Source organism: Xanthomonas euroxanthea (assembly GCF_900476395.1).
In the GTDB taxonomy this organism is placed as follows: domain Bacteria; phylum Pseudomonadota; class Gammaproteobacteria; order Xanthomonadales; family Xanthomonadaceae; genus Xanthomonas; species Xanthomonas euroxanthea.
This window is the reverse complement of the sequence record NZ_UIHB01000002.1, coordinates 1-23,526: the sequence shown is the minus strand read 5'-3', so window position 1 is coordinate 23,526 and position 23,526 is coordinate 1. Positions and strand designations below refer to the sequence as shown.

The following is a 23,526-nucleotide window of genomic DNA, read 5'->3' as shown; positions in this document are numbered from 1 at the left end:
CTTCTCCCTGTGGGAGAAGGGAAAGCAGACGCCGCGCCGTTAACCAATCCCCACTCCCGACTGCCCAATCCCCGCCCCTCATGCACCTGGCCCTGTTCGACTTCGACCACACCATCACCACCTGCGACAGCTATGCGCGCTTCCTGCGCAAGGTGGCCACGCCCGCGCAGCTGGCGACGGCGAAGTGGCAGGTCGGCCCATGGGTGCTGGGGTACCGGTTGGGCATGGTGTCGGCTGCGGCGCTGCGCGCGCGGGTCACCCGCATCGTGTTCAGTGATCGCCGGCTGGACGAGGTGGCCGCGCACGGCGCCGATTTCGCGCGCACTGCATTGCCGGGCGTGCTGCGCGCCGAGGTGATTCAGCGCATCGACTGGCATCAGGCACAGGGGCATGAAGTGGTGCTGGTGTCGGCCTCGCTGGACCTGTACCTGCAGCCGTGGTGCGCGCAGCATGACCTGTCGTTGATCTGCAACAAGCTGGAACACCACGCCGGCGTGCTGAGCGGGCGCTATGCGGAAGGCGATTGCGGCCCACGCAAGGCCGCGCAGATCCGCCTGCGCTATGACCTGTCGCAATACGAATGCGTGCATGCCTACGGCGACAGCCGTGAAAACAAGCCGATGCTGGCGCTGGCACAGCAGCGCTGGTATCGCGGCAAGCTGCTGCACTGACATGCACACCGCAACGCCCGCCGCATCGCCCGACCTGGTCGACCGCCTCGACCGCCTGCTGCCGCAGACCCAGTGCGGCCAGTGCGGTTACGACGGCTGTCGCCCGTATGCGCAAGCGATGGCAGACGGCAAAGCGGATGTCGATCATTGCCCGCCCGGCGGCGATGCGGGTGCGCGTGCGCTGGCGCATGTCCTGCAGGTGCCCGCGCGCCCTTACGACCGCACGCGCGGCCTGCAGACACCGGCGCAGGTGGCGTGGATCGTCGAAGCCGACTGCATCGGCTGCACCAAGTGCATCCAGGCCTGCCCGGTGGATGCGATCGTCGGCGGCGCCAAGCACATGCATACGGTGATCGCGCCGCTGTGCACCGGGTGCGCGCTATGCCTGCCGGCCTGCCCGGTGGATTGCATCGTGCTGCGCGCAAGCGGCTAGACCGCTGGCCGGACGCGTGGCGCAGGTGCCAGGCGCGCCACGCCCGGAACGGGAGGTGCCACCTGCACCGCGATGTCTGCACGCCATCCGTGCCTGCACGACGCGTGCATGCTCGCGGCCGGCCCCCTGAGCCGGCAGACTTGTGTCCACGCCCCGGCTTCCGCACCCGGCTGCGCCCTCGCCCTGGCCGCTCGCTCGCGGCCGGCGCGGCACCGGCAATCCCATGCACGCACCTGCGCTCCGGGCAGCGCCCAACGCCCCAAACACGTGGCACTGGCCTCCAGGTACGACACCGCGTCAGGAACGTCCTGACGCATCCGGCGCATCCGCACTGCGGATGCGCTCGTATTGGTAGGCACTCCCATCGAGGAATCCGCCGATGCGTCCACTCGCCGCTGCCCTTGCCGCGCTCGCCAGCGTATGCCGGCCGGTTCCGCCGTTGCTGCTGCTGGTGCTGGGCGGCTTGCCGCTGAGTGCGGCGGCGGTCACCCGTGTGGATGGCGATGCCTTCGATGGCGACAGCGGTGCGCTGCGCTATCGCGAGTCGCACTGGTTGCTCGACGATGGCGGGCGCGTCGTGCTGTATCGCTGCGCGGACGGACGCCCGTTTGCGCGCAAGCAGGTCGATGGCGGCGGCAGTTCGCCCGACTTCAGCCTGATCGACGGCCGCGACGGCTATCGCCAGGGCGTGCGTCAGCGCGACGGCGTGCGCGAGATGTTCCAGCAGGAACCCGGCAAGGCCGAGCAACGCACGCCACTGCCGGCCGACGACGGCCCGCGCGTGATCGATGCCGGCTTCGATGCATACCTGCGCAGCCACTGGGAGGCGCTTGCCGGCACGCCGCAGCGCGTGGACTTCGTGCTGCCAAGCCTGCAACGCCAGCTGGCATTCCGTGTCGAGCGCATCGACGATACCGGCGGCCAGCGCCGTTTTCGCCTGAGCCTGGATGCGTGGTACGGCGCGGCAGTGCCCGCGCTCGAAGTGCGTTATTCGATCGCCGACAAACGTCTGCTGCAATTCCGCGGCGTGGGCAATCTGCGCGACGAGCGCGGCCGCTATCCGCATGTGCGCATCGTTTTTCCGGACACCGCTGCGCGTGCGGTCAGCGCCGATGCGCTGCGCCAGGCGCGCGAGCAGCCGCTGGTCAACAGCTGCAGCGCCCCGTGACCCAGGTCCGCGCCATCTTCACGTTCGACCACGCGCGGTTGCGTACAACGGCCCGGTCACCTCTTCCCCATACAGGACCATCGCCATGGCCAAGGCCTACCTCTGGATCAACGCAGTGCTCTACGTCGTGCTGGCGATCTGGTGCACGCTCTCGCCGGCCAAGACCGCCAATGCCGTGGGCTACACCCAGCTCTCGCCGGCCGGGCAATCGGAATACCTGGTCATCTATGGCGGCCTGCAGCTGGGCATGGCGTTCCTGTTCGGCTACTTCGCGTGGATCGATCAACCGCGCACCGGCCTGCTGGTCGCACTCGCGTTCTACGTGCCGATCGTGCTGTTCCGCAGCGTCTCCCTGGCGCGCCTGTGGCCGGTCTCCGCGCCCACGGTGGCATTGGCCGGCGTCGAGATCCTGTTGCTGCTCGCTGCCGTCCTGCTGTGGTTTCAGCAGCGCAAGTGAAGGACAGCGTCCGCCCAGTCCGGTAGCATCGCCCCCACCTCAAAAAACGCCCGACCGCATGAGTGCCATCCCTGGCCACGACGACGATGAAACCGGACGACTGCTGACCGCGACCGCGGGTGGCGACCGGCATGCCTTCGAAGCGCTGTACCGGCAGACCTCGCCCAAACTCTTCGGGGTGTGCCTGCGCATGATCCCGCACCGTGCCGAAGCCGAAGAGGTGCTGCAGGACGTGTTCACGCTGATCTGGCACAAGGCCGGGCAGTTCGATCCCACCCGTGCACGCGGGCTCACCTGGCTGGCGATGATCGCGCGCAACAAGGCCATCGACCATCTGCGCGCCAATGCCCCGCAACGCCGCAACGTGGCGCTGGACGATGCCGGCGAATTGCGCGCCAGCGATGCCTCGCCGCTGGAGCGCACCGAGCGCGCCAGCACGCGCCGACGCATCGACCACTGCCTGGCGGAGCTGGAACCGCCGCGCAGCGAATTGATCCGCACCGCGTTCTTCGACGGCATCACCTACGAAGAACTCGCCGCACGCACCGACACCCCGATCGGCACGGTCAAGAGCTGGATCCGCCGCGGCCTGGCCAAACTCAAGGCATGTCTGGAACGATGAGCACGCCCTTTCCCATCGACCAGGAACCGCCGCGCGAGGTGCTTGCCGGCGAATACGTGCTGGGCCTGTTGAGCGCCGACGAGCGCCTGGCTGCCGAACAACGCGTCGCCACCGACGGCCAGTTTGCGCAGGCAGTGACGCAGTGGCAGGAACATCTGGCGCCGTTGCTGGACGAGATCGCCGCCGTAACGCCGCCCGGCCAGGTCTGGGCACGCATCCGCCACACCCTCGGCTTCGACACGCCACTGCACGCAGTGCCCCCCGCGCCGTCGACAGCGCCGCCGGCAGGCGCGCCAACGACAGCGGTGTGGAACAGTGTGCGGTTCTGGCGCTGGGCAAGCGCCGGCGGCCTGGCCACCGCGGCCGTGTGCCTGCTGGCATTGTTGAACCTGCGCACGCCACCGGCACCGGTATCGCCGCCGCAGGGCACCGGCCCGGTGGTACAGACACCGGTCACGCCGCCGGCGGCCACCACCGCGCCGGCGACCGGCATTGCGATGACCTCCACGCTGGCCACCGAAGACGGCCGCCCCGGCTATGTCGCGTTGATGGATGCCGACAAGCACACCATCACGGTGACGCCGCTGGATCGCACCGCCACCGCCGACAAGGTACCCGAGCTGTGGCTGATCACGCCGGACGGCAAGGCGCATTCGATGGGCACCTTCGACGACCAGCGTGCACGCCGCGCGCAGATTCCCGACCAGTTGATGCCCATGCTCAGCAACGAGGCCATCCTGGCAGTGACGCTGGAGCCGCCGGGCGGTGCACCGGGCGGCGTCGCCACCGGTACCGTGGTGGCCAAGGGCGGCATCAGCACGCTGGCAATGGCGCCCTGATCCGGCGCGCCTGACGCCGCCTGCGACCACGTTGCAGGCGGCGTCAGGCGCGCAACAGCCTCATCTGCGTCACCCCTGGCTGGCGCGGTTCAATGTGTGCGCAATTGCGCGATTCGTTCGCACCGGCACGCCAAGCGCGCGCGCGCATGCGACGATCGAACGCGCTGGTGCATCTGTTTACCGGCAGCGTCCGTAAAGGGTCACCACTACACACGGAGAACCACGCGTGCCGAGTACTGGCTTTGACCCACATGCCGCGCCGCCGCAGCCTGCCGACACCCGCCGACGTGGGTGGATCGCAGCGCGTACCGGCAGCCTGCGTCGTTGGGTGGATTCGCAAACCGACGAACCGCTGGACGAAGCACGCGCAGACCGTATCGACTGGCTGCGTGCCCTGCCCTTCATCGCGCTGCACCTGGCCTGCCTGGCGGTCCTGTGGGTCGGTGCGTCCTGGTTCGCGGTCGGCATGGCGGTGGCGTTGTACGCGCTGCGCATGTTTGCGCTGACCGGGTTCTACCACCGCTACTTCTCGCACCGCGCGTTCAAGACCTCGCGCGTGCTGCAGTTCGTGTTCGCGGCCATCGGCGCCACCTGCGTGCAGCGCGGGCCGCTGTGGTGGGCCGCGCATCATCGCAATCATCACCGCCACACCGACACCGGCCGCGATCCGCATTCGCCGGCGCAGCACGGCTTCTGGTGGAGCCATACCGGCTGGTTCCTGACCCCGCGCAACTTCCGCACCGACTGGGAGGTCATCCCGGACCTGCGCCGCTTTGCCGAGCTGCGTTTTCTGGACCGCTTCGACATCGTGATGCCGGTGTTGCTGGCAACCGGGCTATACCTGCTCGGCGACTGGCTGGCGGTTGCCGCGCCCGCGTTGCAGACCAACGGCGCGCAACTGCTGGTGTGGGGCTTTGTGATCTCCACCGTGGCTTTGTTCCATGCCACCTTCACCATCAATTCGCTGGCGCATCGCTTCGGCAGCCGGCGTTTCGACACCCGCGACGACAGCCGCAACAACTGGCTGCTGGCGCTGCTCACCTTTGGCGAAGGCTGGCACAACAATCACCACTTCTTTCCCGGCTCCGCACGCCAGGGCCTGCGCTGGTGGGAGTACGACCTCACCTGGTACGGGCTCACCGCGATGTCGTGGGTGGGCCTGGTCTGGGACCTCAAGCCGATGCCGACATCGCTCACGCAACGTGCCGAGCGGGTGAGCCGATGAGCGAGGGCAGGATTGCCGTGGTCGGCAGCGGGATCGCCGGCCTCGGCGCGGCGTGGCTGCTGTCGCGCCGCTACGAGGTCACCTTGTTCGAGGCCGCCGATTATCTGGGTGGACATACGCACACCCACGACATCCAGCTGGACGGCCAACGCTATGCGGTGGACAGCGGCTTCATCGTGTTCAACCCGCAGCACTATCCGCTGCTCACGCGCATGTTCGCCGAGCTGGACGTGGCCGCGCAGCCGACCACGATGAGCTTCTCGGTGCACGACGCGCGCAGCGGGCTCGAATACAACGCCGGCAGCCTGGGCGGGCTGTTCTGCCAGCGCAGCAATCTGCTCAGCCCGCGCTTCTGGGGCATGCTGGCCGACCTGCGTCGCTTCTATCGGCAGGCGCCGGCGGTGCTGCACAGCCAGGAGCGCTTCAGCACGCTGGGCGCGTATCTGCAGCGGCATGGGTATTCGGCGGCGTTTCGCGACCAGCATCTGGTGCCGATGGCCTCGGCACTGTGGTCATCGCCCTCGCAGCGCATCCTCGAATTCCCGATGGGCCAGCTGATCGGCTTCATGGCCAACCACCACATGCTGCAGCTCAGCGGGCGTCCGCAGTGGCAGGTGGTGCGTGGTGGATCCAGCAGCTACGTGCGTGCGCTGCGCCGGCGCTGGCAGGTGCTCGAGCGCCTGTCCACGCCGGTGCATGCGATCCGCCGCGCGCCCAACGGTGTGGTGCTCAGTTCCCTGCGTGGCGAAGAGCACTTCGACAACGTGGTGCTCGCCTGCCATGCCGACGACGCGCTGGCCTTGCTCAGCGACGCCACCGCAGCCGAGCGGCAGGTCCTGGGCGGCATCACCTACCAGGACAACGACACCGTCCTGCACACCGACGCCAGCGTGCTGCCACGCGATCGCCGCGCCTGGGCGGCGTGGAATGCGCATGTGCCGGCCGACCCGCAGGCGCCGTGCACGGTGAGTTACTGGATGAACGCCCTGCAGTCGCTCAACGCGCCACAGCCGTTCATCGTCAGCCTCAATCGCAACCACGACATCGCCCCGGACAAGGTGCTGCGGCGCATGCGCTACCGCCACCCGGTGCAGAACGCGGCCGCCCTCGCCGCGCAGACGCGCAAGGCCGAGATCCAGGGCGTGCAGCACACCTGGTTTGCCGGCGCGGCCTGGGGCTTCGGCTTCCATGAAGACGGCCTGCGCAGCGGCGTCGATGTGGCCCATGGCCTGGGAGTGGACTGGTGATGCAGCTGCTGCGCGACGCCAGCCCCGATGCGATACCGCTGCCTCCGGGCGAGGACAGCGGTGCCGTCAGTGGGCTGGGCGCGATGCGCAGCGCGATCTATACCGGTTGGGTGCGGCACCGCCGGTTTGCGCCCAGGCCGCTGGCGTTTCGCTACCGGCTGTTCCTGATGTACCTGGATCTGTCCGAGCTCGATGTGGTGTTTGCGCGGCGCTGGCTATGGTCGGTGGGGCGCGCCAATCTGGCGCAGTTCCGGCGCAGCGATTATCTCGGTGACCCGGACATTCCGCTGGACCAGGCAGTGCGCGACTGCGTGCAGGCCCAGACCGGCGAGCGCCCCGACGGCGCGATCCGCCTGCTCACGCATCTGCGCTACTTCGGCCATGTGTTCAATCCGGTCAGCTTCTACTACTGCTTCGATCGCCACGGGGGCCTGCGCTGGGTCGTGGCGGAAATCACCAATACGCCGTGGCAGCAGCGCCACACCTACGTGCTGCCGGTCGCGCAGGCGCGCACGCATCGCCAGGTGCATGCCTGGCGCTTCGACAAGCGCTTCCACGTCTCGCCCTTCATGGGCATGCAGCACCAGTACGACTGGCGTTTCAGCGTGCCCGAGGCGCAGTTGCGCGTGCATATGGACGTGCTGGATGCGCCTGGCGGCGACGCGCCGGGCGGCAGCCCCGCGGCCGAGGCCGATGGCGCAGGCAGCGGTGCACGCCGCTTCGATGCCACCCTGGTCCTGCAGCGCCAGCCGCTCAACGCGCGCACCCTGGCGCGCACGCTGCTGGCCTATCCCTTGATGACCGTGCAGGTGGTGCTGGCCATCCACTGGCAGGCCCTGCGCCTGTGGCTGCGCGGCAACCCGGTCCACGATCACCCTCATCCGCCTGTGCGAGAACCCCGATGAACGCCACGTCCCTGCCCGACACCGCTGCGCCGCGCGCGGCTTCCTGGACGGACCGCCTGTTGCGCAAGCGCCTGCTGGCCACGCTCGGCGAGCTGCGCGATGGACAATTGCAGCTGCACGAAGCCGATGGCGTCACCACCCTCGGCAACGCCAGTGGCGCCGATGCGCTGCAGGTGCAGTTGCGTGTCATCGACCCCGGCTTCTATCGCCAGGCCGCGCTCAACGGCAGCGTCGGTGCCGGCGAGTCGTACATGGATGGGCAGTGGCACTGCGACGACCTGGTCGCGTTGATGCGCCTGCTGCTGCGCAATCGCGACCGCCTGGATGCGATGGAAACCGGCACCGCGCGGCTGGGCGGCTGGGCGATGCGCAGCCTGCATGCGTTCGCACGCAATACCCGCAGCGGCAGCCGGCGCAACATCGCCGCGCACTACGACCTGGGCAACCCGTTGTTCCGCCTGTTCCTCGACGAGAACCTGATGTATTCCTCGGCGATCTTCGTCGATGGCGAAGAAGCCCAGGGCGAGGCGGCCCTGGAGCGCGCAGCCACGCGCAAGCTCGAACGCATCTGCCAGAAACTGCAGCTCGGCCCGCAGCACCACGTGGTGGAAATCGGCACCGGCTGGGGCGGCTTCGCGCTGCACGCCGCACGCGCGCACGGCTGCCGCGTCACCACCACCACCATCTCGCGCGAGCAGTTCGAACTGGCCACCCAGCGCATCGCCGCGGCCGGCCTGAGCGACCGGGTCACGGTGTTGTTGCGCGACTATCGCGATCTGGACGGCCGCTATGATCGGGTGGTGTCGATCGAGATGATCGAGGCCATCGGCCATCAGTATCTGGACACCTATTTCGCCAAGGTCGGCAGCCTGCTGGCCGACGACGGCCAGGCGCTGATCCAGGCCATCACCATCGAAGACCATCGCTATGCGCAGGCCTTGCGCTCGGTGGACTTCATCAAGCGGCACATCTTCCCCGGCAGCTTCATTCCATCGGTGGCGGCGATGACCGGCGCGATCGCGCGCGCCAGCGACCTGCGCCTGTTCAACCTGGAAGACATCGGGCCGAGCTATGCGTTGACGCTGCGCGCCTGGCGCCAGCGCTTCATGGCGCAGCTGCCGCAGGTGCGCGCGCTCGGCTATGACGAGCGCTTCATCCGCATGTGGGAGTTCTATCTGGCCTATTGCGAAGCTGGTTTCCTGGAGCGCTCGATTGGCGATGTGCATCTATGGCTGAGCAAGCCGGGTGCGCGCCCGCCGCAGTTCGTGCCCGGCCTTCCCGTTGACGCATGAAGCAGCTCGGCAACTATCTGGGCCTGCAGGTGCTATGGCTGGTGGCCGTCAGCGCGGCCGCGCAGGCGCGTATCTGGCCTACCCTGCTGGCGCTGGCGTTGTTTGCGCTGTATCAGCTGTGGCCGTCGCGGCGTGCGCCGGGCGATCCGCAGCTGCTGGTCGCCGCGCTGTCGCTGGGCCTGCTGCTGGATACCACGCTGGCGGCGGGCGGCTGGGTGCGCTACGCCGCGCCGTGGCCGGGCACCCTGCTGGCGCCGGCCTGGATCCTGGCGTTGTGGCTGGGCTTTGCGCTCACGCTCAACCATTCGCTGGCATCGGTGATGCAGCGGCCATGGCTGGCGGTGCTGCTGGGCGCGATTTTCGGTCCGTTTTCGTATTGGCTGGCACAACGCGGCTGGCAGGCGGTGGAATTCCGGCCGCCACAGCTGCAGGCGGTGGTCGCAGTCGGCATCGGCTGGGGCCTGGCCTGCGGCGTGTTGTCGCTGTATGCACGCCGCCTGGCGCGACCATCGCCTGACCATCCGAGGGGAGAACTGCAATGAATGCCTGGCCGCTGCTGCATGTGGGCGTGTTTGCGAGCGTGGTGATGGTGATCGGCTGGCTGTGGCAACGCCGCAGCGGCAATGCCGGCCCGGTCGATGTGCTGTGGTCCGCGTGCCTGGCCCTGGCTGCGCCGTATTGCGCGTGGATGTCCGATGGCGCGCTGCTGCCGCGCGTGCTGGTCGCCGTGCTCGGCGGTGTCTGGGGCGCGCGCCTGGCGCTGCATCTGGGCGTGCGTGTGTTCGGCGACCCGCATGAAGATGGCCGTTATCGTGCCCTGCGCGAGCACTGGAACGGCGACCAACGCAAGTTCCTGGGCTTTTTTCTGGCGCAGGCGGTCGTGGTGGTGCTGTTTTGTGTGCCGTTTCTGGCCGCTGCCAGCAATCCGAATCCGGCCTGGAGCGCGTGGAGCACCCTGGCGATCGCGGTGTGGTTGATCGCGGTCGGTGGCGAAGCCCTGGCCGACCGGCAACTGTCTGCGCACAAGGCCAACCCGGCCAATCGCGGCGTCACCTGCCGCAGCGGCTTGTGGCGATATTCGCGGCATCCCAATTACTTCTTCGAGTTCGTGCACTGGTTCGCTTACCTGGCGCTGGCCGTCGGTGCCGGGCCATGGCCGCTTGCCCTGGCCGCGCTGGGGCCGGTGGTGATGTTCGTGTTCCTGTATCGCTTCACCGGCATTCCCTACACCGAGCAGCAGGCGCTGCGCTCGCGTGGTGAGGACTATGCGCAGTACCAGCGCAGCACCAGCGCGTTTTTCCCGCTTCCCCCTTCGTCCTGAGTCGCCTGGAGAGTCGTATGTCCACCATTACCGTTCCGCCCTCCTCGCTGCCCGAAGAATCCGTCGCGACCCGGCTGGCCGAATCCGGCGTGCTCCCCGACGCCGCATTGCGTTACGGCATCCGCCGCTTGTGCGCGCAGCGCCTGCGCGATGAGCGCACCGGCGGTGCCGATGCCAGCGGCGAGCGCCAGCGCGCCTTCATCGACAGCCTGCGCGCGAGCGCGATCGCCATCGAAACCGATGCGGCCAATCGCCAGCACTACGAGTTGCCGCCGCAGTTCTTCACCCTGTGCCTGGGCCGCCGGCTCAAGTACAGCAGCTGCTACTGGGACGCCACCACGCCGGATCTGGATGCGGCCGAAGAACGCATGCTGGCGCTGTACGGTGAGCGCGCCGAACTGGCCGACGGCCAACGCATCCTGGAGCTGGGCTGCGGCTGGGGCTCGCTGACCTTGTGGATGGCCGAGCGCTATCCCGGCGCCACCATCACCGCGGTGTCCAACTCGCGTCCGCAGCGCGCGCACATTCTGGAGCAGTGCCGGGTGCGCGGATTGAGCAACGTGCAGGTCATCACCGCCGACGTCAACGCGCTGGCGCTGCCGCCGGGCAACTTCGACCGCGTGGTGTCGGTGGAAATGTTCGAGCACATGCGCAATTACCGCGAGCTGCTGGCGCGCGTCGGCAGCTGGCTGGCGCCGGGCGGCAAGCTGTTCGTGCATATCTTCTGCCATCGCGACCTGGCCTACCCGTTCGAGGTGGCCGGCGAAGACAACTGGATGGGGCGGCATTTCTTCACCGGCGGGCTGATGCCGGCGGCCGATACCCTGCTGCATTTCCAGCAGGACGTGGTGATCGAACAGCGCTGGGTGCTGTCGGGCGAGCATTACGAAAAAACCGCCAACGCCTGGCTGGAGAACCAGGACCGCCACCGCGCGCAGATCATGCCGCTGCTGAAGCAGACCTATGGCGAGGATGCGCAGCGCTGGTGGCAGCGCTGGCGGATGTTCTGGCTGGCCTGCGCCGAATTGTTCGGTTACGACCAGGGTCGCGAGTGGGGTGTGGCGCACTATCGCTTCGTCAAACGCTGATCACCGCGCGCGGCCCGGGACGCCATCGCGGCCCGCATGGGTGAACGCGAATATCCCGGCTTTCCGTTCTTGCCGGCGCACCGGCAGGCGGGTTGGCACCATGGCCATGCCAGCGCGCCGTCCGGGGTTTGCACTGTCTGCTGACAACGCTGCGATGCGATGCGATGCGATGCGCAACGCATGCGCAGACGATGCCATCGGCGCGCGCGATCGCCCCGCGACCGCGCGCCGCCCTGCGGTCAGCTCGCCGCAGCGGTGATCACGATTTCCACCTTCCATTCCGGCCGCGCCAACTTGGCTTCGACCGTGGCGCGCGCGGGGGTAAAGCCGTGCGGCACCCATTCGTCCCAGGCCGCGTTCATGCCGTCGAAATCGGCGATGTCGGCCAGGAAGATTTCCGCACGCAGGATCTTGGTCTTGTCGCTGGCCGCCTGCGCGAGCAGCTTGTCGATTTCGCCCAGCACCTGGCGGGTCTGCCCGGTGATGTCTTCGCTGGTGTCTTCGGCAACCTGGCCGGCCAGATAGCACACGCCGCCATGGACGGTCATTTCCGACATCCGCGGACCCGTTTCGAATCGCTGCAACATTTCAGACTTCCTACGGTTGATTGACCCGGGCATTGTCCCGCGAATGCGGCAAACGTGCAGCCCCGGCGCGCGGGTGCTGCGCCAACCACGCCCCCACCCGCACCATCCAGGCCACGATCAGCACGATGGCGCTCTTCTGGCTGATGCCCAGCGGCACGCTGCTGACCGTGACGTGGACCAGCAACACCGCAAATGCGCTCAGCCCCAGGCCAAACGCAGTGGTGAAGCGGCCCCGCCACACCCGGTCGCGGCGGAAATACCACGATTGCAGCAACACCGCCGCGATCACGCACAGAAACGTCATGTCGGCCGAGAGCAGATGCACCAGCATGGCCGCGTCGGGCGCCAGCTCCGGCATCCAGCTATCGCCGATCGACACCATGCTCAGGCCCAGCGCCGCGCTCCAGAACAGCGCCACCACCGTGCGGCTGCGCGCGGGCGGCGCAAGTGCCGCCTGCAGGCCCGGCGCCATCCACGCCATCGTGGCAGCCAGCACGCAATAGGCCGTGCGTAACAGCAGGCCGTGGTCGCCGTGCAGATAGGCGCTGAGCTGTGCGTCGATCCAGTCCAGATCCCCACGCAGCCATTGCAACAGCAGAATCAATCCGATGAAGGCCATGCCCGTGCAGGCGGCGACTGCGCCGGCCTGCCCGGCCCAGCGTGGCGGGCACGACGGCCCGGGCGGCATCGCGGTGCCGGTGTGGTGTCGATCGTCCATCAATTGCCTGTCTGTGGTGCAACGGTCATCGTGTCCAGGTGGGTCGCCTGCGGCACGTGGTCGCGGCGATGCCCTATGATGCGCGCGGCCGTCCCGAGCCGACACCTGTCCGCACGACCGAAGCCTGCGTTCACCTCATTGGGCATCCACGCGATCACCCTGCATGTACCTTGACACCGACCGGCCCATGCAGACCAACCGCCCGCGCGGCACGCACCATGCATGTGCCCTTCTTCCCCTCCAGCAGATCCCGTTTCCCTCATGACGGATACCTCCGTGTCTTCCCAAGCGCCGGCCAGCGGCTGGCGCCGCGCCTTGCCGGTGATCATCAGCCTGGCGATCCTGGCCATGGCGCTGCATGCGCTGTCGGGACAATTCACCGACCACGGCTATCGGCAGATCCGCCAGGCGTTCCGTGCCTTGGGTACCGGCCAGATCGCGCTCACCTTGCTGCTGGGCTTGAGCAGCTACGCCTGTCTGGTGGGCTTTGACTGGGTCGGGCTCAAGCGCACCGGCAAGCGGCTGCACCCGGCGCGCGTGGGCATCACCGCCTTCATGGCGCACGCGGTGGGGCAGACACTGGGGTTTGCCGCACTCACCGGCGGCGCGGTCCGCCTGCGCGGCTATGGCAGCGTCGGGCTGACCCTGGCCGAGATCGGCCAGGTGGTGCTGATGAGCACACTGGGCTTCGTCTTCGGCGCCTGGGTGTTGCTTGGCCTGGCGCTGATGCTGGAACCGGAAGCGGCTGCGCGTGCACTGCCGATCACCGCAGAAGGCATCCGCATCGCCGGTATCGCCTTGCTGGTGGGCTACGTTGCGATGCTGGGACTGGTTGGCAGGCAGGGCCGCGAATTCGGGATTGGCCGTCATCGCTTCTGGTTGCCCGACCGCACCACGGTGCTCGGCGTCACCGCGCTGAGCGTGGTCGAGCTGGGCCTGGCGGCCGCCGCGTTCTACGTGCTGCTGCCGCCGGACCCGGGCACCGGCTACTTCGGGTTTATCGGCATCTGGCTGGTGGCGGTGGTCGCCGGGCTGATCTCCACGGTGCCGGCCGGCCTGGGCGTGTTCGAGTGGAGCCTGCTCAAGCTGCTGCCGCATGTCACCCCCGCCGCGGTGCTGGCCGCCGCGCTGGCCTACCGGGTTACCTACTACATCGTGCCGCTGCTGATCTCGGTGGCGATGGCGGCAGCCTCCGGCCTGGGCGCACCGGTGCGCGCCAGCGCCAGCACCGCACGCACGGTATGGAAGGCCTTGCGCCCGTGGTTGCCGCAGATCCTGGCGTTGGCGGTGTTTGCGGTGGGTGCGGCGCTGGTCATCGACGGCACCTTGCCCACCCCGCGCGCGCGCCAGGAAGTGGCGCCGCTGCCGCTGATCGAGACCTCGCATCTGCTGGTCAGCCTGGGCGGCATGGTGCTGCTGCTGATCGGCCAGGGCCTGCAACGGCGCAGCCATGCGGCCTGGGTGCTGGCACTGGGCGTGTGCGTCCTGCTGCCGCCGCTGTCGCTGTTGCGCGGCAGCCATATCTCGGTGTCGTTGTCGGCGGCACTGGCCGCAGTGGCGCTGTGGGCGGCACGCCGCGAGTTTTACCGCCAGGGCGCGCTGCTGGACGAAGCCTGGTCGTGGCGCTGGCTGAGCAACCTCGGCCTGGTGCTGGTGGCCACGTTCTGGCTGCTGTTCTTCGTCTACAGCCACGTCGAATACAGCAACGACCTGTGGTGGGAATTCGCCACCTCGGCCAACGCGCCACGTGCGCTGCGCGCGGCGCTGATCCTGTGCGTGGGCGTGATCGTGTTCGGCATGGCGCGCCTGCTGCGTGGCGGCCGCCGCCCGATGCCGTCCGCCGATGCGCAGACCCTGCAGACGCTGGCGCCGATCCTGGCCATCAGCACCGACACCCAGGCCTGCCTGGCGCTGACCGGCGACAAGGCCTTCCTGCTCGACGAGCAGGGCCGCGGGTTTGTGATGATGCAGCGTTACGGTGGCTCGCTGATCTCGATGGGCGACCCGGTCGGCGCGCCCGAGGTCGCACGCGCACTGATCTGGCGCTTCCGCGAAGAGGCCGACCATATGGGCCTGCGCCCGGTGTTCTACCAGGTCGGCGAAAAATACTGGCAGACCTATCTGGACATGGGCCTGACCCTGGTCAAGCTGGGCGAAGAGGCGATCGTGCCGCTGGAAGGCTTCACCCTCGAGGGCCGCGACCGCGCCGATCTGCGCCAGGCCTGGAACCGCGGCAAGCGCGGCGGCCTGACCTTCCGCATGCTGCAGCCCGAACAGGTGGATGCGGTACTGCCGCGCCTGTCCGAAGTGTCCGAACAATGGCTGGAAGAAAAGTCCGGCGAAGAGAAGGGCTTCTCGCTGGGCAGCTTCGATGCGGACTATCTGCGCCGCTTCCCGGTGGCGGTGGCCGAGGCGGAAGGCCAGATCGTGGCCTTCGCCAACGTGTGGCAAGCGCCGGCCGGCGGCGAGCTGTCGGTGGACCTGATGCGGCACAGCGCGCAGGCGCCCAAGGGCACGATGGATTTCCTGTTCATCGAGCTGTTCCTGTGGGGGCAAGCCAACGGCTATACGCGCTTCTCGTTGGGCATGGCGCCGCTGTCGGGCCTGGCCGAGCATCGCCTGGCCGGCCGCTGGAATCGCTTCGCCAGCCTGGTCGCGCGTCACGGCGAGCGCTTCTATGGCTTCAGCGGCTTGCGTCGCTTCAAATCGAAGTTCGCCCCGACCTGGCGCCCGCGCTACCTGGTCGCGCCGGGCGGCATGCATCTGCCGGCCGCATTGCTGGATGTCACCCGATTGATCTCGGTGGATCCCGGCCGCCAGGAGTAACACCACACAGGGCCTGCGGTTTTCATGCGAATGCGTCGATCTATGGCGGGCGCCTGCACGTGTGCCTGATGGCATTGCTTGTTGGTGAGCGGTAGCGAGATTGGGAGCGTGGTGTCGCGTCCGGGGGCGGGACCGTGTGGCGGCATGGATGCCGCCACCGAGCCTCAAGGGACGGATCTACGGCGTGTCCCGACACCGGATGCGGCACCGCGTTGCCGACCGACTCCGCACACCGATCAATCGTGCGCACCGCATCTGTTGTTTCCATGCGAATGCTTCGGTCTGCTGCGGGCGCTTGCACGCGTACCGGCGTGGGACACGCCGCAAGTACGTCCGTGTAGGCTCTGGCGCGGCATCCATGCCGCTCAAGGTCCCACACCGGCACGCGCGCAAGCACCTCCGGTTGCTGTCGGTTGCGGAACGAAATGCGAACGGCTTGATGAGCTATACGTCCTTCGGAGCCCGCGTTCCTGGCGAAGAGACAGCAGATAGGTGGCTTACTGATTACGTCGGCTCAGGAATCACAGGCATCACGCTTGCTTGAAAGCACTGCTTGCCAATCAGCGGTAGCGATATTTGGAGCGTGGTGTCGCGTCCGGGGGCGGGACCGTGGGGCGGCATGGATGCCGCCACCGAGCCTACAGGGACGTACTTGCGGCGTGTCCCGACACCGGATGCGGCGCCTCGCCACCGGCCGACTCCGTACACCGATCAATTGCGCACTAAATCCGTCCGCTTCATGCGAATGCTTCGGTTTGCTGCGGGCGCTTGCACGCGTACCGGCGTGGGACCCGCCGCAAGTACGTCCTTGTAGGCGCTGGCGCGGCGTCCATGCCGCTCAAGGTCCCACACCGGCACGCGCGCAAGCACCACCGGTTGCTGTCGGTTGCGGAGAAAATGCCAAGCGCCCGCCGGGCTGCAGGCGGCCGAACCGAACGGCGACGACCAGGTTGTTGACATGCGTCTGCCGGAAGTCGGCTGACGCATGGGCAAAAATGCACTGCTTGCTTATGGCTTCGACAGAGCGTGCAACTGCTCCATGATCACCTTGGCCAGGGTCGCGTAATCGCCCTTGAAGTGGTGATCGCCCGGTAGCGCGACCCGCTTGGCGGCCTGTGGCGGCAGGCTCGGGCAGAGCGCATCCTGGTCGTCCTGGCCGTAGATGCAGACGGTGGTGCCGGCGGGCAGTCGCTGCACTTCCGGCGCAATCGGCAGGCCATCGTCGTCCGAACCCAGCCAGTTGCTGACGTGGAATTCGTAATCGGCCAGCTTGCCTACCGACAACAGCGCGGTCATGCGCAGGTTCTGCTTGGTCTGCGCCGGCAGCGTGTTGATCGCGGCCGGCAATACGTCCGCGCCCTGCGAGAAGCCGATCAGCACCACCCGCTTGCGTTGCCAGCGCTGCGCATAGAAACGCGCGATGCGATCCAGGTCGGTCGCAAAGCCCTGCGGTGTACGCTCGGTCCAGAAGTAACGCAGCGAATCCAGGCCGACCACCGGGATGCCTTGCGCGGCCAGTGCATCGGCCACCTCTTCGTCCAGGCCTGCCCAGCCGCCATCGCCGGAGACGAAGATCACGAAGGTGTCGTCGTCGCTGTCGCCGTCCGGCCTGGCCGGCACTTCCACCACCGGCAGATCTTCCAGCCCGCCCGGCGGTGGCGGCAAGGCCACGCCCTTCTGCTCGCCCAGCGAGCGTGCCGCAGCGCGCAGGCCCGGCAGGATGTCGCCTCGCGCCGAACGCGTAAAAGTGCGTGCCTGCGGCACCTGCTTGAGGAAGCTGTCTTCGGCGGCGGCCGGGCAACGCTTGTCCTGGCTCCCGGCAAGCACCCAGGGAATCTGCAGCGGCACCGGCAGCAGCGTGTTGCTGCCCGGGCGCACGCCCGGCTGGCAGATCGCCTGATCGGATACCGTGGCCGGGCACAGCCCATCGGTCAGCACGCCGGCCAGCACATGCGGCTTGGCTTGCGCCCCGATCGCATAGGCCAGCGCGGCCCCCTCGCCGTCGCCGACCAGCAGCGGCAGGCGGTAGGTGGGCACGTGGTAGAAGGCCTGCACGTAGCGCGAGAAATTCTCCACATCGCCGACCGAGAACGCGCAGGTGCCGCCGGCCTTGCGCAGCACCGCATACAGATGCGCGGTATCCACCATCGCCACCATCGCGCCATCGGCACGCAGGCTTTCCGCCTGCGTCTGCCGCTTGACGTTGTTGCCGGTGCCGGTCAGCCAGATCACCACGCGCTGCGGCTCGCCCTTGGGCATCAGCACCGGCACCTGCTCGAAGCGGCCGTGGCTCACTGGCTGCGTCGTCTGCGCAGCCGCCATGCCCGATAGCGTCAACATCGCCGCGCCGCAGAGCGCGCTCCACATCTCAAGTCGTCGCATGTCGCACCATCGGAAAGAGTGGTTCAAAGATAATCGCTCCGGGCGGCCACGCGAAGCGCGGCGCTTCGCTTATCGCGCATGTGCCTGCTGCCGCGCTTCCCAGGCGGCCAATGCCTGCCGGTAGCGCGCCAGTTCCTCCGCGTACAGATCGTGCACGCACAACGGGCAACCGCTCTCGCAGCACTCGTTGGGTGCAGGCGGCTCGGGCGGCTGCGGGCGTGGATCATGATCGGGAGCGGCGCGGTCGTGCATGCGCGCATTGTAGCGTGCGCCACCAGCGCGCCCGGATGAACCGCCTGGCCCCGTGTGCCGGGTCAGCGCCCCAGCCGCCGCCGCAGATTGGCCCGTGCCGCAGCGTCGTAGCGCGCATGGAAGTCGTCGCTCAGAAAGATGCGCGGACGCTCCAGCAGGCCGGCCAGGAACCGCCTGCGGTTGAGTCGGAACAACAGGCCGGGCACATGCCCGCGGTATTCGACGGCAATGGCCTGGTCGTAGGCATCGAACACCGCCGCCGGTGCGGCCAGGATCGCCATGTCGCAATCCATGAACAACGCCGCTTCGGCATCCACATCCGACGGCTGCAGTTGCCCATGGCGTGCGGTCAGCAGGATCAGGTGCTGCACGCGCTGCAGATCCACCGACACCTGCGGCCACCAGCGCGGGATGCAGTCCGCCGCCCACCTGGCCGACTCCGCCTCGTTGTCGCTGCGCCCGGGTTGATACACCGCATCGTGGAACAGCACCGCCAACCAGACTTCGACCGGCTGCTGCCAGCCCGGCCCGGCGGCGACCTCGGCGTAATGCTGCAGCAGCGCGCGCACATGACCGAAGTGGTGATAGGCGCGCGGCGGCGTGGCATAGGCCTGTTCGAGCGCGGCCAGGTGCTGCGGCTGCAATGGCAGTGGTGTGGTGGTGGCGTCCATGCACGCAGGCTACCGCGGACGCACCTGCCCGCGCATCAGCGCAGCGACCACTGCCCTTCGAGCTGGTAACGCGACTGGCCCAGAAAGCTGCGCACCAGCGCGAACTCGCGCACCGTCCACGCCAGCGCCTCGCAGCGCCGTTGCGGCAACGACTGGTTGCAATACAGCAGCGTCATATGCGGCGTGTACTGCGCATCGCCGGCAATGCCCGCATGCGCCAGTTGCCGGCCCAACGCGCCCTGCAGTTCGTACAGCCCGCGCACCTTGTCTTCGCCACGCAGCACGCACGGCAACTGCGAACGTCGTCCCCCGAAGGTGCCCACCCGATCGAACTCCACCGCGAACGCGTCCATTGCCACGCGCTCGGCCGCCTGACTGGCACGGCTCACCAACGACGGCGGCAAGCCGCCCGCGTAATCACCCAGATGATGCAGGGTCACATGCAAGCGTTCGCGCGCCAGCGGCCTGCCATCGACCTGGCCACCATGCAGCAGCCCATCGGCAATCGCCGCTGCGCGCTGGGCAGTCGATGCATCGGCCATCACCGCGAAGAACAGGCGCTCGGTGGTCTTCTCCTCGCCAAGGCCAAGCGACAGCTGCGCCTCGGCCGAGGACAGGTACAGGAACTGCTGTTTCATGGGCGATTCCACGACCGCGTACGCGGACCTGCCGGAAGAAGGGCGGCGGATACTAGCAGACCAACTGCGTGCGTGACACGCCTTCAACATCCACGCCACGACGTGGAACGCGCGCAATGCGTGGAACAAGAACTGCGTGTCACTGGCTGCGCGTGGCACAAAAAGAAACGGGCAGCTCGCGCTGCCCGTTTCCGCCTTTATCGGTTCACTCCACAAGCTGCATCACAGGGATGCGCCTGGGTCACGCGCGCAGGTTATGCGGCGCTCTTCATCGCATGCTTGCGGTTACGCATCACGTCATGACAGGCGCGCACTTCCGGCAGCAGACGCAGTGCGGCGTCGCGTGCGGCGGCCGGGGTGTCCTGATCGGCGATGGTTTCATCGAATGCCTTCAGCAGACGATCTTCGGACTCTTCCAGTTCGGCCACATAGCCATACTTGGTGTCGCCCAGGGTTGCGCGCACCTTGCCGTAGAACTGCTGCATGCTGCCGACCATGGTGCCGCTGGTTTCCGGCTTGCCACCGACCGAGGCGACGACGCTGCTCAGGTTGCTGACGATGTCGGACTTGACGCCGGCGATGCGGCGGAACAGCGTTGCAAGTTCCGCATCGCCCACCTTGGCAGCAGCTTCTTCGTAGAAGTCCTTGCCGTCGCGGGAAATGGCGATGAGGTCGTTGAGGCTGTGCTCGGTCTTGCTCTGAATGCTCATGTGTCGCTCCTGGTTACGATGGGCCAGCGCTGCGCGAGTCGAAAAGGCGCTTGCGCTGGCTTTCGGGGGATGAGGCAATCAATGGATTGATTGCATGCATTGCGTTGTGTACGGCCTTAGCTTGGCGGGCCACCCATAATCGAGATGTGAGTGCGGTGGCGATTGTCCTCACGCGATCATGCAGGCAATGAATGGCGATTCATCGATGCCAAGACCGGGTCAAGCTATTTCGGCTGCCGGCTCGCCCACATGTTGTCGACCAGATTGGGATACGGCCGGCCAGCCTCCTCTGCACGCTGTCTGGCAGCGGTTTTCTGGGCAGCGGTCAGCGGCGTGGACGCCGACCTACCTTTGGGTTTCGGGCGCTTCCATGGAGGTGGGGTGAAGTCGGTCATGGCGCTGTACGGTCCGCTCGCGATGAAGCATGCAGTCTCGATGTCGGGCCGTGAGTCGGCCGTGGATGGAGCCCTGCATCCTGGATGTGCAACTGCATCGCGACGGGTACGACCGCTATCCATGCTGCCACTCATCACGGCAACGGCCGCATGTGGCAGAGCAGGCCGGATAACCGCCTGCCACCGCGCCCAAGCCGCTGCGCTTCAGCAGCTCGCCAGCGCCGTCCGCTGCCGGCGTTCCTGCCAGACCGCCAGGGCATACACCAGCAAGCCGCCCAGCGCAGTGGCCGCGCCCACGTAGCCGGTCGAGGTCCAGCCCCACCCGGCCGTGATCGCCATGCCACCCAACCATGGGCCCAGCGCATTGGCGGTATTGAACGCGGCATGGTTGGACGCCGCCGCCAGGGTCTGCGCCTCTGCGGCCACATCCATCAGCCGCGTCTGCAGTGCAGGTGCCAGCGCACCCATGGTGCCGACCGCCACGATCGACACGAATACCCACAGGCCCGACTGCGCGGCCAACGGGAAGGTCAACATCACCACCACCGACCACACCAGCAACACCGGTACCGCACGGAACTGCATGCGATCGAACAGCCAGCCGCCCAGGATGCTGCCGAGCACGCCGCCGACACCGAACGCCACCATTGCCAGCGGAATCCGCGCCGGCGCCACGCCGGTCACTGCGGTCAAGGTGGGCGCCAGATAACTGAAGACGCAGAACATGCCGGAAAAACCCACCGCGCCGATCGCCAGGGCCAGCCACACCTGCGGCTGGTTGAAGGCCCGCAGCTCGCGCAGCGGCTGTTGGCGCGGCTCGTCCGGCGCGGGCGGCAAGCGTGATGCCACTGCGGCGACCGTGCACAACGCAAGCACCGATACCGCCGCGTAGGCCCAACGCCAGCTCACGATCTGGCCCAGCCAGGTCGCCAACGGATTGCCCACCAGCAAGGCGATGCTCAGGCCCAGCAACACCCGGCCCACCGCAGTGGCGCGCTGATTGGGCGGGCTGATCGACGCGGCGACCAATGAAGCAACGCCGAAGTAGGCGCCGTGCGGCAAGCCGGCGATAAACCGGCACAGCAACATCGTGTGGTAGCTCGGCGCCAGCGCACTGGCGAGATTGCCCAGCGCGTAGAACACCATCAACAGCAGCAACAAGGTGCGCCGCGGCCAGCGGGCGCCGACAATCGCCAGCAACGGCGCACCGACCACCACACCCAGCGCATAGGCGCTGATCACATGACCGACCTGCGGCTCGCTGATCTGCAGGCCCTGCGCGATCTGGGTCATCAGCCCCATGGTGGAAAATTCGCTGATGCCGATCGCAAAGCCACCCATCGCCAACGCAAACAGGATCAGCACGTAATCGCGCCGGGACACAGGCGGCGTTGAAAGATCGGTATCGGACATGCCCGACTCCAGGATGACGGGGCGGCTTATTATTGTGCAACGCAGCAATCGACGAAAGCGCGGCGCCTGCTGCGATTCAGCGCCAGGCCCCAGCACATCACAGCTTGGCCGATCCCGTCGCGACAAAAGACGCTGTGTCCTATCGCTATCGCTCGAATCCGCTTTGGTCCGCCACCATCGCTAGGGGGCACTCGCGATCGGCGCGGTGTCGCGCACGGCGCGTGATCCACACCCAATTGGTTGCTGATGTCCACATCCACTGAATCCCCATTGTTCTCACCGGTGCGCCTGGGCGCGCTGGATCTCGCCAACCGCGTGATCATGGCGCCGCTGACGCGCAATCGCGCCGTCGCCGGGCAGGTGCCCTCGCCGCTCGCCGCCGAGTACTACGGCCAACGCGCCAGTGCCGGATTGATCGTGGCCGAAGGCACGCAGATCAGCCCGCTGGGCCAGGGCTATCTGGATACGCCCGGCATCCACACCGCCGCGCAGGTCCAGGGCTGGCGTGCGGTCACCGATGAAGTGCATCGTCGTGGCGGCAAGATCGTGTTGCAGCTGTGGCATGTGGGCCGCGTCTCGCATACCAGCGTGCTGCCGCCAGGCGAATCGCCGGTGGCGCCCAGCGCCATCCGCGCCGAGGGCAAGACCTACACCAAGGATGGCTTCCAGGATGTCTCCGAGCCGCGCGCGCTGGCGCTGGACGAAATCCCCGCCTTGATCGAGGACTATCGCATCGCCGCGCGCAATGCCATCGACGCCGGCTTCGACGGCGTGGAAGTCCATGCGGCCAACGGCTACCTGCTCGACCAGTTCCTGCGTGACGGCTCCAACCAGCGCACCGACGCGTACGGCGGCGACATCGAAAACCGGACCCGCCTGCTGACCGAAGTGATGCAGGCCATTGCCGACGAGATCGGTGCCGAGCGCACCGGCGTGCGGCTGTCGCCGGTCACGCCGGTATACGGCATGCACGACTCCGATCCGCAGCCCTTGTTCGAACGTGCGGTGGAGCGTCTCAACCTGATCGGCGGGCTGGCCTTCGTGCACGTGATCGAAGGCGCAACCGGCGGTGCACGCGACAACGTCGCCTTCGACTACGCCGCGCTGCGCGCCAGGTTCGACGGCGCCTGGATCGCCAACAACAGCTACGACAAGGCACTGTCCGAGAAAGCCCTCGACAGCGGCTACGCCGATGCGATCGCCTTCGGCCGGCCCTTCATCGCCAACCCGGACCTGGTGCGTCGCCTGCGCGAGAACGCCCCGCTGGCCGATGTCGACCAGGCCACGCTGTACGGCGGCGGTGCCAAGGGCTATATCGACTACCCCGCCCTGCCGGACTAAGAGCGCTGCAGCACTACCGTGCCGCCGTCAGGCGGGCGCGGCCGGTGCGCGGAACCGGCATCACGTCGGTTCCTCCGCGCCATCCGCACCATCTGACAACGGCTCGCTATGTTTTGTCAGCCGCTGCCGCAGGTCGGTCGGTCCGTCCATGCATGCAGCGCGGCTCCGGGCCTCGGGCAGCCCCGTGCGTCTTGCATGCGCCAAGCGCCCTGCTGCGGATCGCGATGCGGCGGCCATCGGGCACCTGCCCACTCAATCGTTGAACCAGCGCGCAACACCACGCGCTTGTGCGTGTTACGCAACAGGTTGGCGACTTACGCAACAG

The 23,526-nt window shown here is 67.6% G+C and carries 23 protein-coding genes and 1 other RNA gene; 16 read left to right on the top strand and 8 right to left on the bottom strand.

The features are described 5' to 3' along the window. Positions 1–80: 80 nt before the first annotated feature. From CPBF1521_RS07210 to CPBF1521_RS07150, 13 genes are all read left to right on the top strand, one after another. The gene (locus tag CPBF1521_RS07210; protein WP_115676582.1) at positions 81–671 is read left to right on the top strand and encodes an HAD family hydrolase; all 591 of its coding nucleotides are present in this window, start codon (positions 81–83) and stop codon (positions 669–671) included. Between the two features lies 1 nt (position 672). Continuing rightward, complete coding sequence (gene rnfB / locus CPBF1521_RS07205) at positions 673–1,104, top strand: Rnf electron transport complex subunit RnfB (RefSeq protein WP_115676581.1); 432 nt, start codon at positions 673–675, stop codon at positions 1,102–1,104. Positions 1,105–1,483: 379 nt separating this feature from the next. Beyond that, entirely contained in the window at positions 1,484–2,272 is a 789-nt protein-coding gene (locus tag CPBF1521_RS07200; RefSeq protein WP_115676580.1) for a hypothetical protein, read from the top strand. Between the two features lie 85 nt (positions 2,273–2,357). Then, complete coding sequence (locus CPBF1521_RS07195; RefSeq protein WP_104648322.1) at positions 2,358–2,729, top strand: DUF4345 family protein; 372 nt, start codon at positions 2,358–2,360, stop codon at positions 2,727–2,729. A gap of 58 nt (positions 2,730–2,787) precedes the next feature. Continuing rightward, a complete protein-coding gene (locus CPBF1521_RS07190; protein ID WP_104583421.1) occupies positions 2,788–3,351 on the top strand; it encodes a sigma-70 family RNA polymerase sigma factor in 564 nt (187 codons plus the stop codon). Beyond that, entirely contained in the window at positions 3,348–4,190 is an 843-nt protein-coding gene (locus CPBF1521_RS07185; RefSeq protein ID WP_181901144.1) for an anti-sigma factor, read from the top strand. The genes CPBF1521_RS07190 and CPBF1521_RS07185 overlap by 4 nt, the downstream gene beginning before the upstream one ends. Positions 4,191–4,416: 226 nt before the next feature. Then, complete coding sequence (locus tag CPBF1521_RS07180; protein WP_115676578.1) at positions 4,417–5,415, top strand: acyl-CoA desaturase; 999 nt, start codon at positions 4,417–4,419, stop codon at positions 5,413–5,415. Continuing rightward, entirely contained in the window at positions 5,412–6,662 is a 1,251-nt protein-coding gene (locus tag CPBF1521_RS07175; RefSeq protein WP_104583424.1) for an NAD(P)/FAD-dependent oxidoreductase, read from the top strand. Before CPBF1521_RS07180 ends, CPBF1521_RS07175 begins: the two co-directional genes overlap by 4 nt. Then, positions 6,662–7,567 carry a DUF1365 domain-containing protein gene (locus CPBF1521_RS07170; RefSeq protein WP_115676577.1) on the top strand — a complete coding sequence of 302 codons (906 nt, stop codon included), beginning with the start codon at positions 6,662–6,664 and terminating at the stop codon, positions 7,565–7,567. The genes CPBF1521_RS07175 and CPBF1521_RS07170 overlap by 1 nt, the downstream gene beginning before the upstream one ends. Continuing rightward, positions 7,564–8,859 carry an SAM-dependent methyltransferase gene (locus CPBF1521_RS07165; RefSeq protein ID WP_115676576.1) on the top strand — a complete coding sequence of 432 codons (1,296 nt, stop codon included), beginning with the start codon at positions 7,564–7,566 and terminating at the stop codon, positions 8,857–8,859. Before CPBF1521_RS07170 ends, CPBF1521_RS07165 begins: the two co-directional genes overlap by 4 nt. Next, the gene (locus CPBF1521_RS07160) at positions 8,856–9,401 is read left to right on the top strand and encodes a DUF2878 domain-containing protein (RefSeq protein ID WP_115676575.1); all 546 of its coding nucleotides are present in this window, start codon (positions 8,856–8,858) and stop codon (positions 9,399–9,401) included. Before CPBF1521_RS07165 ends, CPBF1521_RS07160 begins: the two co-directional genes overlap by 4 nt. Further along, complete coding sequence (locus CPBF1521_RS07155) at positions 9,398–10,180, top strand: DUF1295 domain-containing protein (protein WP_115676574.1); 783 nt, start codon at positions 9,398–9,400, stop codon at positions 10,178–10,180. The genes CPBF1521_RS07160 and CPBF1521_RS07155 overlap by 4 nt, the downstream gene beginning before the upstream one ends. A 17-nt stretch (positions 10,181–10,197) precedes the next feature. Next, a complete protein-coding gene (locus CPBF1521_RS07150; RefSeq protein ID WP_104583429.1) occupies positions 10,198–11,268 on the top strand; it encodes an SAM-dependent methyltransferase in 1,071 nt (356 codons plus the stop codon). Between the two features lie 239 nt (positions 11,269–11,507). On the opposite strand, the gene CPBF1521_RS07145 is transcribed toward CPBF1521_RS07150, so the two are convergent. Next, positions 11,508–11,855, bottom strand: coding sequence for a RidA family protein (locus tag CPBF1521_RS07145; RefSeq protein WP_104583431.1), 348 nt, complete (start codon positions 11,853–11,855; stop codon positions 11,508–11,510). Between the two features lie 10 nt (positions 11,856–11,865). Continuing rightward, positions 11,866–12,573: a DUF998 domain-containing protein gene (locus CPBF1521_RS07140; RefSeq protein ID WP_115676573.1), complete on the bottom strand. Its 708-nt coding sequence runs from the start codon at positions 12,571–12,573 to the stop codon at positions 11,866–11,868. 261 nt (positions 12,574–12,834) lie between these two features. Between CPBF1521_RS07140 and mprF the strand changes: the two genes are divergently transcribed. Beyond that, positions 12,835–15,399 (top strand): bifunctional lysylphosphatidylglycerol flippase/synthetase MprF, encoded by a 2,565-nt coding sequence (gene mprF, locus CPBF1521_RS07135; RefSeq protein ID WP_115676572.1) that lies wholly within the window; start codon positions 12,835–12,837, stop codon positions 15,397–15,399. Between the two features lie 1,008 nt (positions 15,400–16,407). Here the strand turns inward: mprF and CPBF1521_RS07120 are convergent. The 6 genes from CPBF1521_RS07120 to CPBF1521_RS07090 form a co-directional block, all read right to left on the bottom strand. Next, on the bottom strand, positions 16,408–17,781 hold the full coding sequence (locus CPBF1521_RS07120) for a virulence factor (RefSeq protein WP_115676569.1): 1,374 nt from the start codon (positions 17,779–17,781) through the stop codon (positions 16,408–16,410). A gap of 69 nt (positions 17,782–17,850) precedes the next feature. Next, a complete protein-coding gene (locus tag CPBF1521_RS07115) occupies positions 17,851–18,033 on the bottom strand; it encodes an oxidoreductase-like domain-containing protein (protein WP_115676568.1) in 183 nt (60 codons plus the stop codon). 62 nt (positions 18,034–18,095) lie between these two features. Beyond that, positions 18,096–18,704, bottom strand: a complete 609-nt coding sequence (locus tag CPBF1521_RS07110) for an HD domain-containing protein (protein ID WP_115676567.1) — start codon at positions 18,702–18,704, stop codon at positions 18,096–18,098. Positions 18,705–18,739: 35 nt separating this feature from the next. Beyond that, positions 18,740–19,342 carry an RNA 2',3'-cyclic phosphodiesterase gene (gene thpR, locus CPBF1521_RS07105; protein ID WP_104648307.1) on the bottom strand — a complete coding sequence of 201 codons (603 nt, stop codon included), beginning with the start codon at positions 19,340–19,342 and terminating at the stop codon, positions 18,740–18,742. 254 nt (positions 19,343–19,596) lie between these two features. Continuing rightward, entirely contained in the window at positions 19,597–20,052 is a 456-nt protein-coding gene (locus CPBF1521_RS07100) for a PA2169 family four-helix-bundle protein (protein WP_016903501.1), read from the bottom strand. 599 nt (positions 20,053–20,651) lie between these two features. Then, positions 20,652–21,860, bottom strand: coding sequence for an MFS transporter (locus CPBF1521_RS07090; RefSeq protein ID WP_181901143.1), 1,209 nt, complete (start codon positions 21,858–21,860; stop codon positions 20,652–20,654). Positions 21,861–22,106: 246 nt separating this feature from the next. Between CPBF1521_RS07090 and CPBF1521_RS07085 the strand changes: the two genes are divergently transcribed. After that, positions 22,107–23,201 (top strand): alkene reductase, encoded by a 1,095-nt coding sequence (locus CPBF1521_RS07085; protein WP_104583441.1) that lies wholly within the window; start codon positions 22,107–22,109, stop codon positions 23,199–23,201. A 59-nt stretch (positions 23,202–23,260) separates the two neighbouring features. Further along, positions 23,261–23,323, top strand: a non-coding RNA gene (locus tag CPBF1521_RS07080) — sX9 sRNA. Positions 23,324–23,526: the final 203 nt, after the last annotated feature.

Bases quoted from the DNA above. Each gene is read 5' to 3' on its own strand.
- CPBF1521_RS07100 (WP_016903501.1), bottom strand. From the start codon at position 20,052: ATGAGCATTCAGAGCAAGACCGAGCACAGCCTCAACGACCTCATCGCC.
- rnfB (WP_115676581.1), top strand. From the start codon at position 673: ATGCACACCGCAACGCCCGCCGCATCGCCCGACCTGGTCGACCGCCTC.
- mprF (WP_115676572.1), top strand. From the start codon at position 12,835: ATGACGGATACCTCCGTGTCTTCCCAAGCGCCGGCCAGCGGCTGGCGC.
- CPBF1521_RS07155 (WP_115676574.1), top strand. From the start codon at position 9,398: ATGAATGCCTGGCCGCTGCTGCATGTGGGCGTGTTTGCGAGCGTGGTG.
- CPBF1521_RS07175 (WP_104583424.1), top strand. From the start codon at position 5,412: ATGAGCGAGGGCAGGATTGCCGTGGTCGGCAGCGGGATCGCCGGCCTC.
- CPBF1521_RS07085 (WP_104583441.1), top strand. From the start codon at position 22,107: ATGTCCACATCCACTGAATCCCCATTGTTCTCACCGGTGCGCCTGGGC.
- thpR (WP_104648307.1), bottom strand. From the start codon at position 19,342: ATGAAACAGCAGTTCCTGTACCTGTCCTCGGCCGAGGCGCAGCTGTCG.
- CPBF1521_RS07115 (WP_115676568.1), bottom strand. From the start codon at position 18,033: ATGCACGACCGCGCCGCTCCCGATCATGATCCACGCCCGCAGCCGCCC.
- CPBF1521_RS07150 (WP_104583429.1), top strand. From the start codon at position 10,198: ATGTCCACCATTACCGTTCCGCCCTCCTCGCTGCCCGAAGAATCCGTC.
- CPBF1521_RS07160 (WP_115676575.1), top strand. From the start codon at position 8,856: ATGAAGCAGCTCGGCAACTATCTGGGCCTGCAGGTGCTATGGCTGGTG.
- CPBF1521_RS07165 (WP_115676576.1), top strand. From the start codon at position 7,564: ATGAACGCCACGTCCCTGCCCGACACCGCTGCGCCGCGCGCGGCTTCC.
- CPBF1521_RS07185 (WP_181901144.1), top strand. From the start codon at position 3,348: ATGAGCACGCCCTTTCCCATCGACCAGGAACCGCCGCGCGAGGTGCTT.
- CPBF1521_RS07190 (WP_104583421.1), top strand. From the start codon at position 2,788: ATGAGTGCCATCCCTGGCCACGACGACGATGAAACCGGACGACTGCTG.
- CPBF1521_RS07120 (WP_115676569.1), bottom strand. From the start codon at position 17,781: ATGCGACGACTTGAGATGTGGAGCGCGCTCTGCGGCGCGGCGATGTTG.
- CPBF1521_RS07210 (WP_115676582.1), top strand. From the start codon at position 81: ATGCACCTGGCCCTGTTCGACTTCGACCACACCATCACCACCTGCGAC.
- CPBF1521_RS07200 (WP_115676580.1), top strand. From the start codon at position 1,484: ATGCGTCCACTCGCCGCTGCCCTTGCCGCGCTCGCCAGCGTATGCCGG.
- CPBF1521_RS07140 (WP_115676573.1), bottom strand. From the start codon at position 12,573: ATGGACGATCGACACCACACCGGCACCGCGATGCCGCCCGGGCCGTCG.
- CPBF1521_RS07195 (WP_104648322.1), top strand. From the start codon at position 2,358: ATGGCCAAGGCCTACCTCTGGATCAACGCAGTGCTCTACGTCGTGCTG.
- CPBF1521_RS07090 (WP_181901143.1), bottom strand. From the start codon at position 21,860: ATGTCCGATACCGATCTTTCAACGCCGCCTGTGTCCCGGCGCGATTAC.
- CPBF1521_RS07145 (WP_104583431.1), bottom strand. From the start codon at position 11,855: ATGTTGCAGCGATTCGAAACGGGTCCGCGGATGTCGGAAATGACCGTC.
- CPBF1521_RS07170 (WP_115676577.1), top strand. From the start codon at position 6,662: ATGCAGCTGCTGCGCGACGCCAGCCCCGATGCGATACCGCTGCCTCCG.
- CPBF1521_RS07110 (WP_115676567.1), bottom strand. From the start codon at position 18,704: ATGGACGCCACCACCACACCACTGCCATTGCAGCCGCAGCACCTGGCC.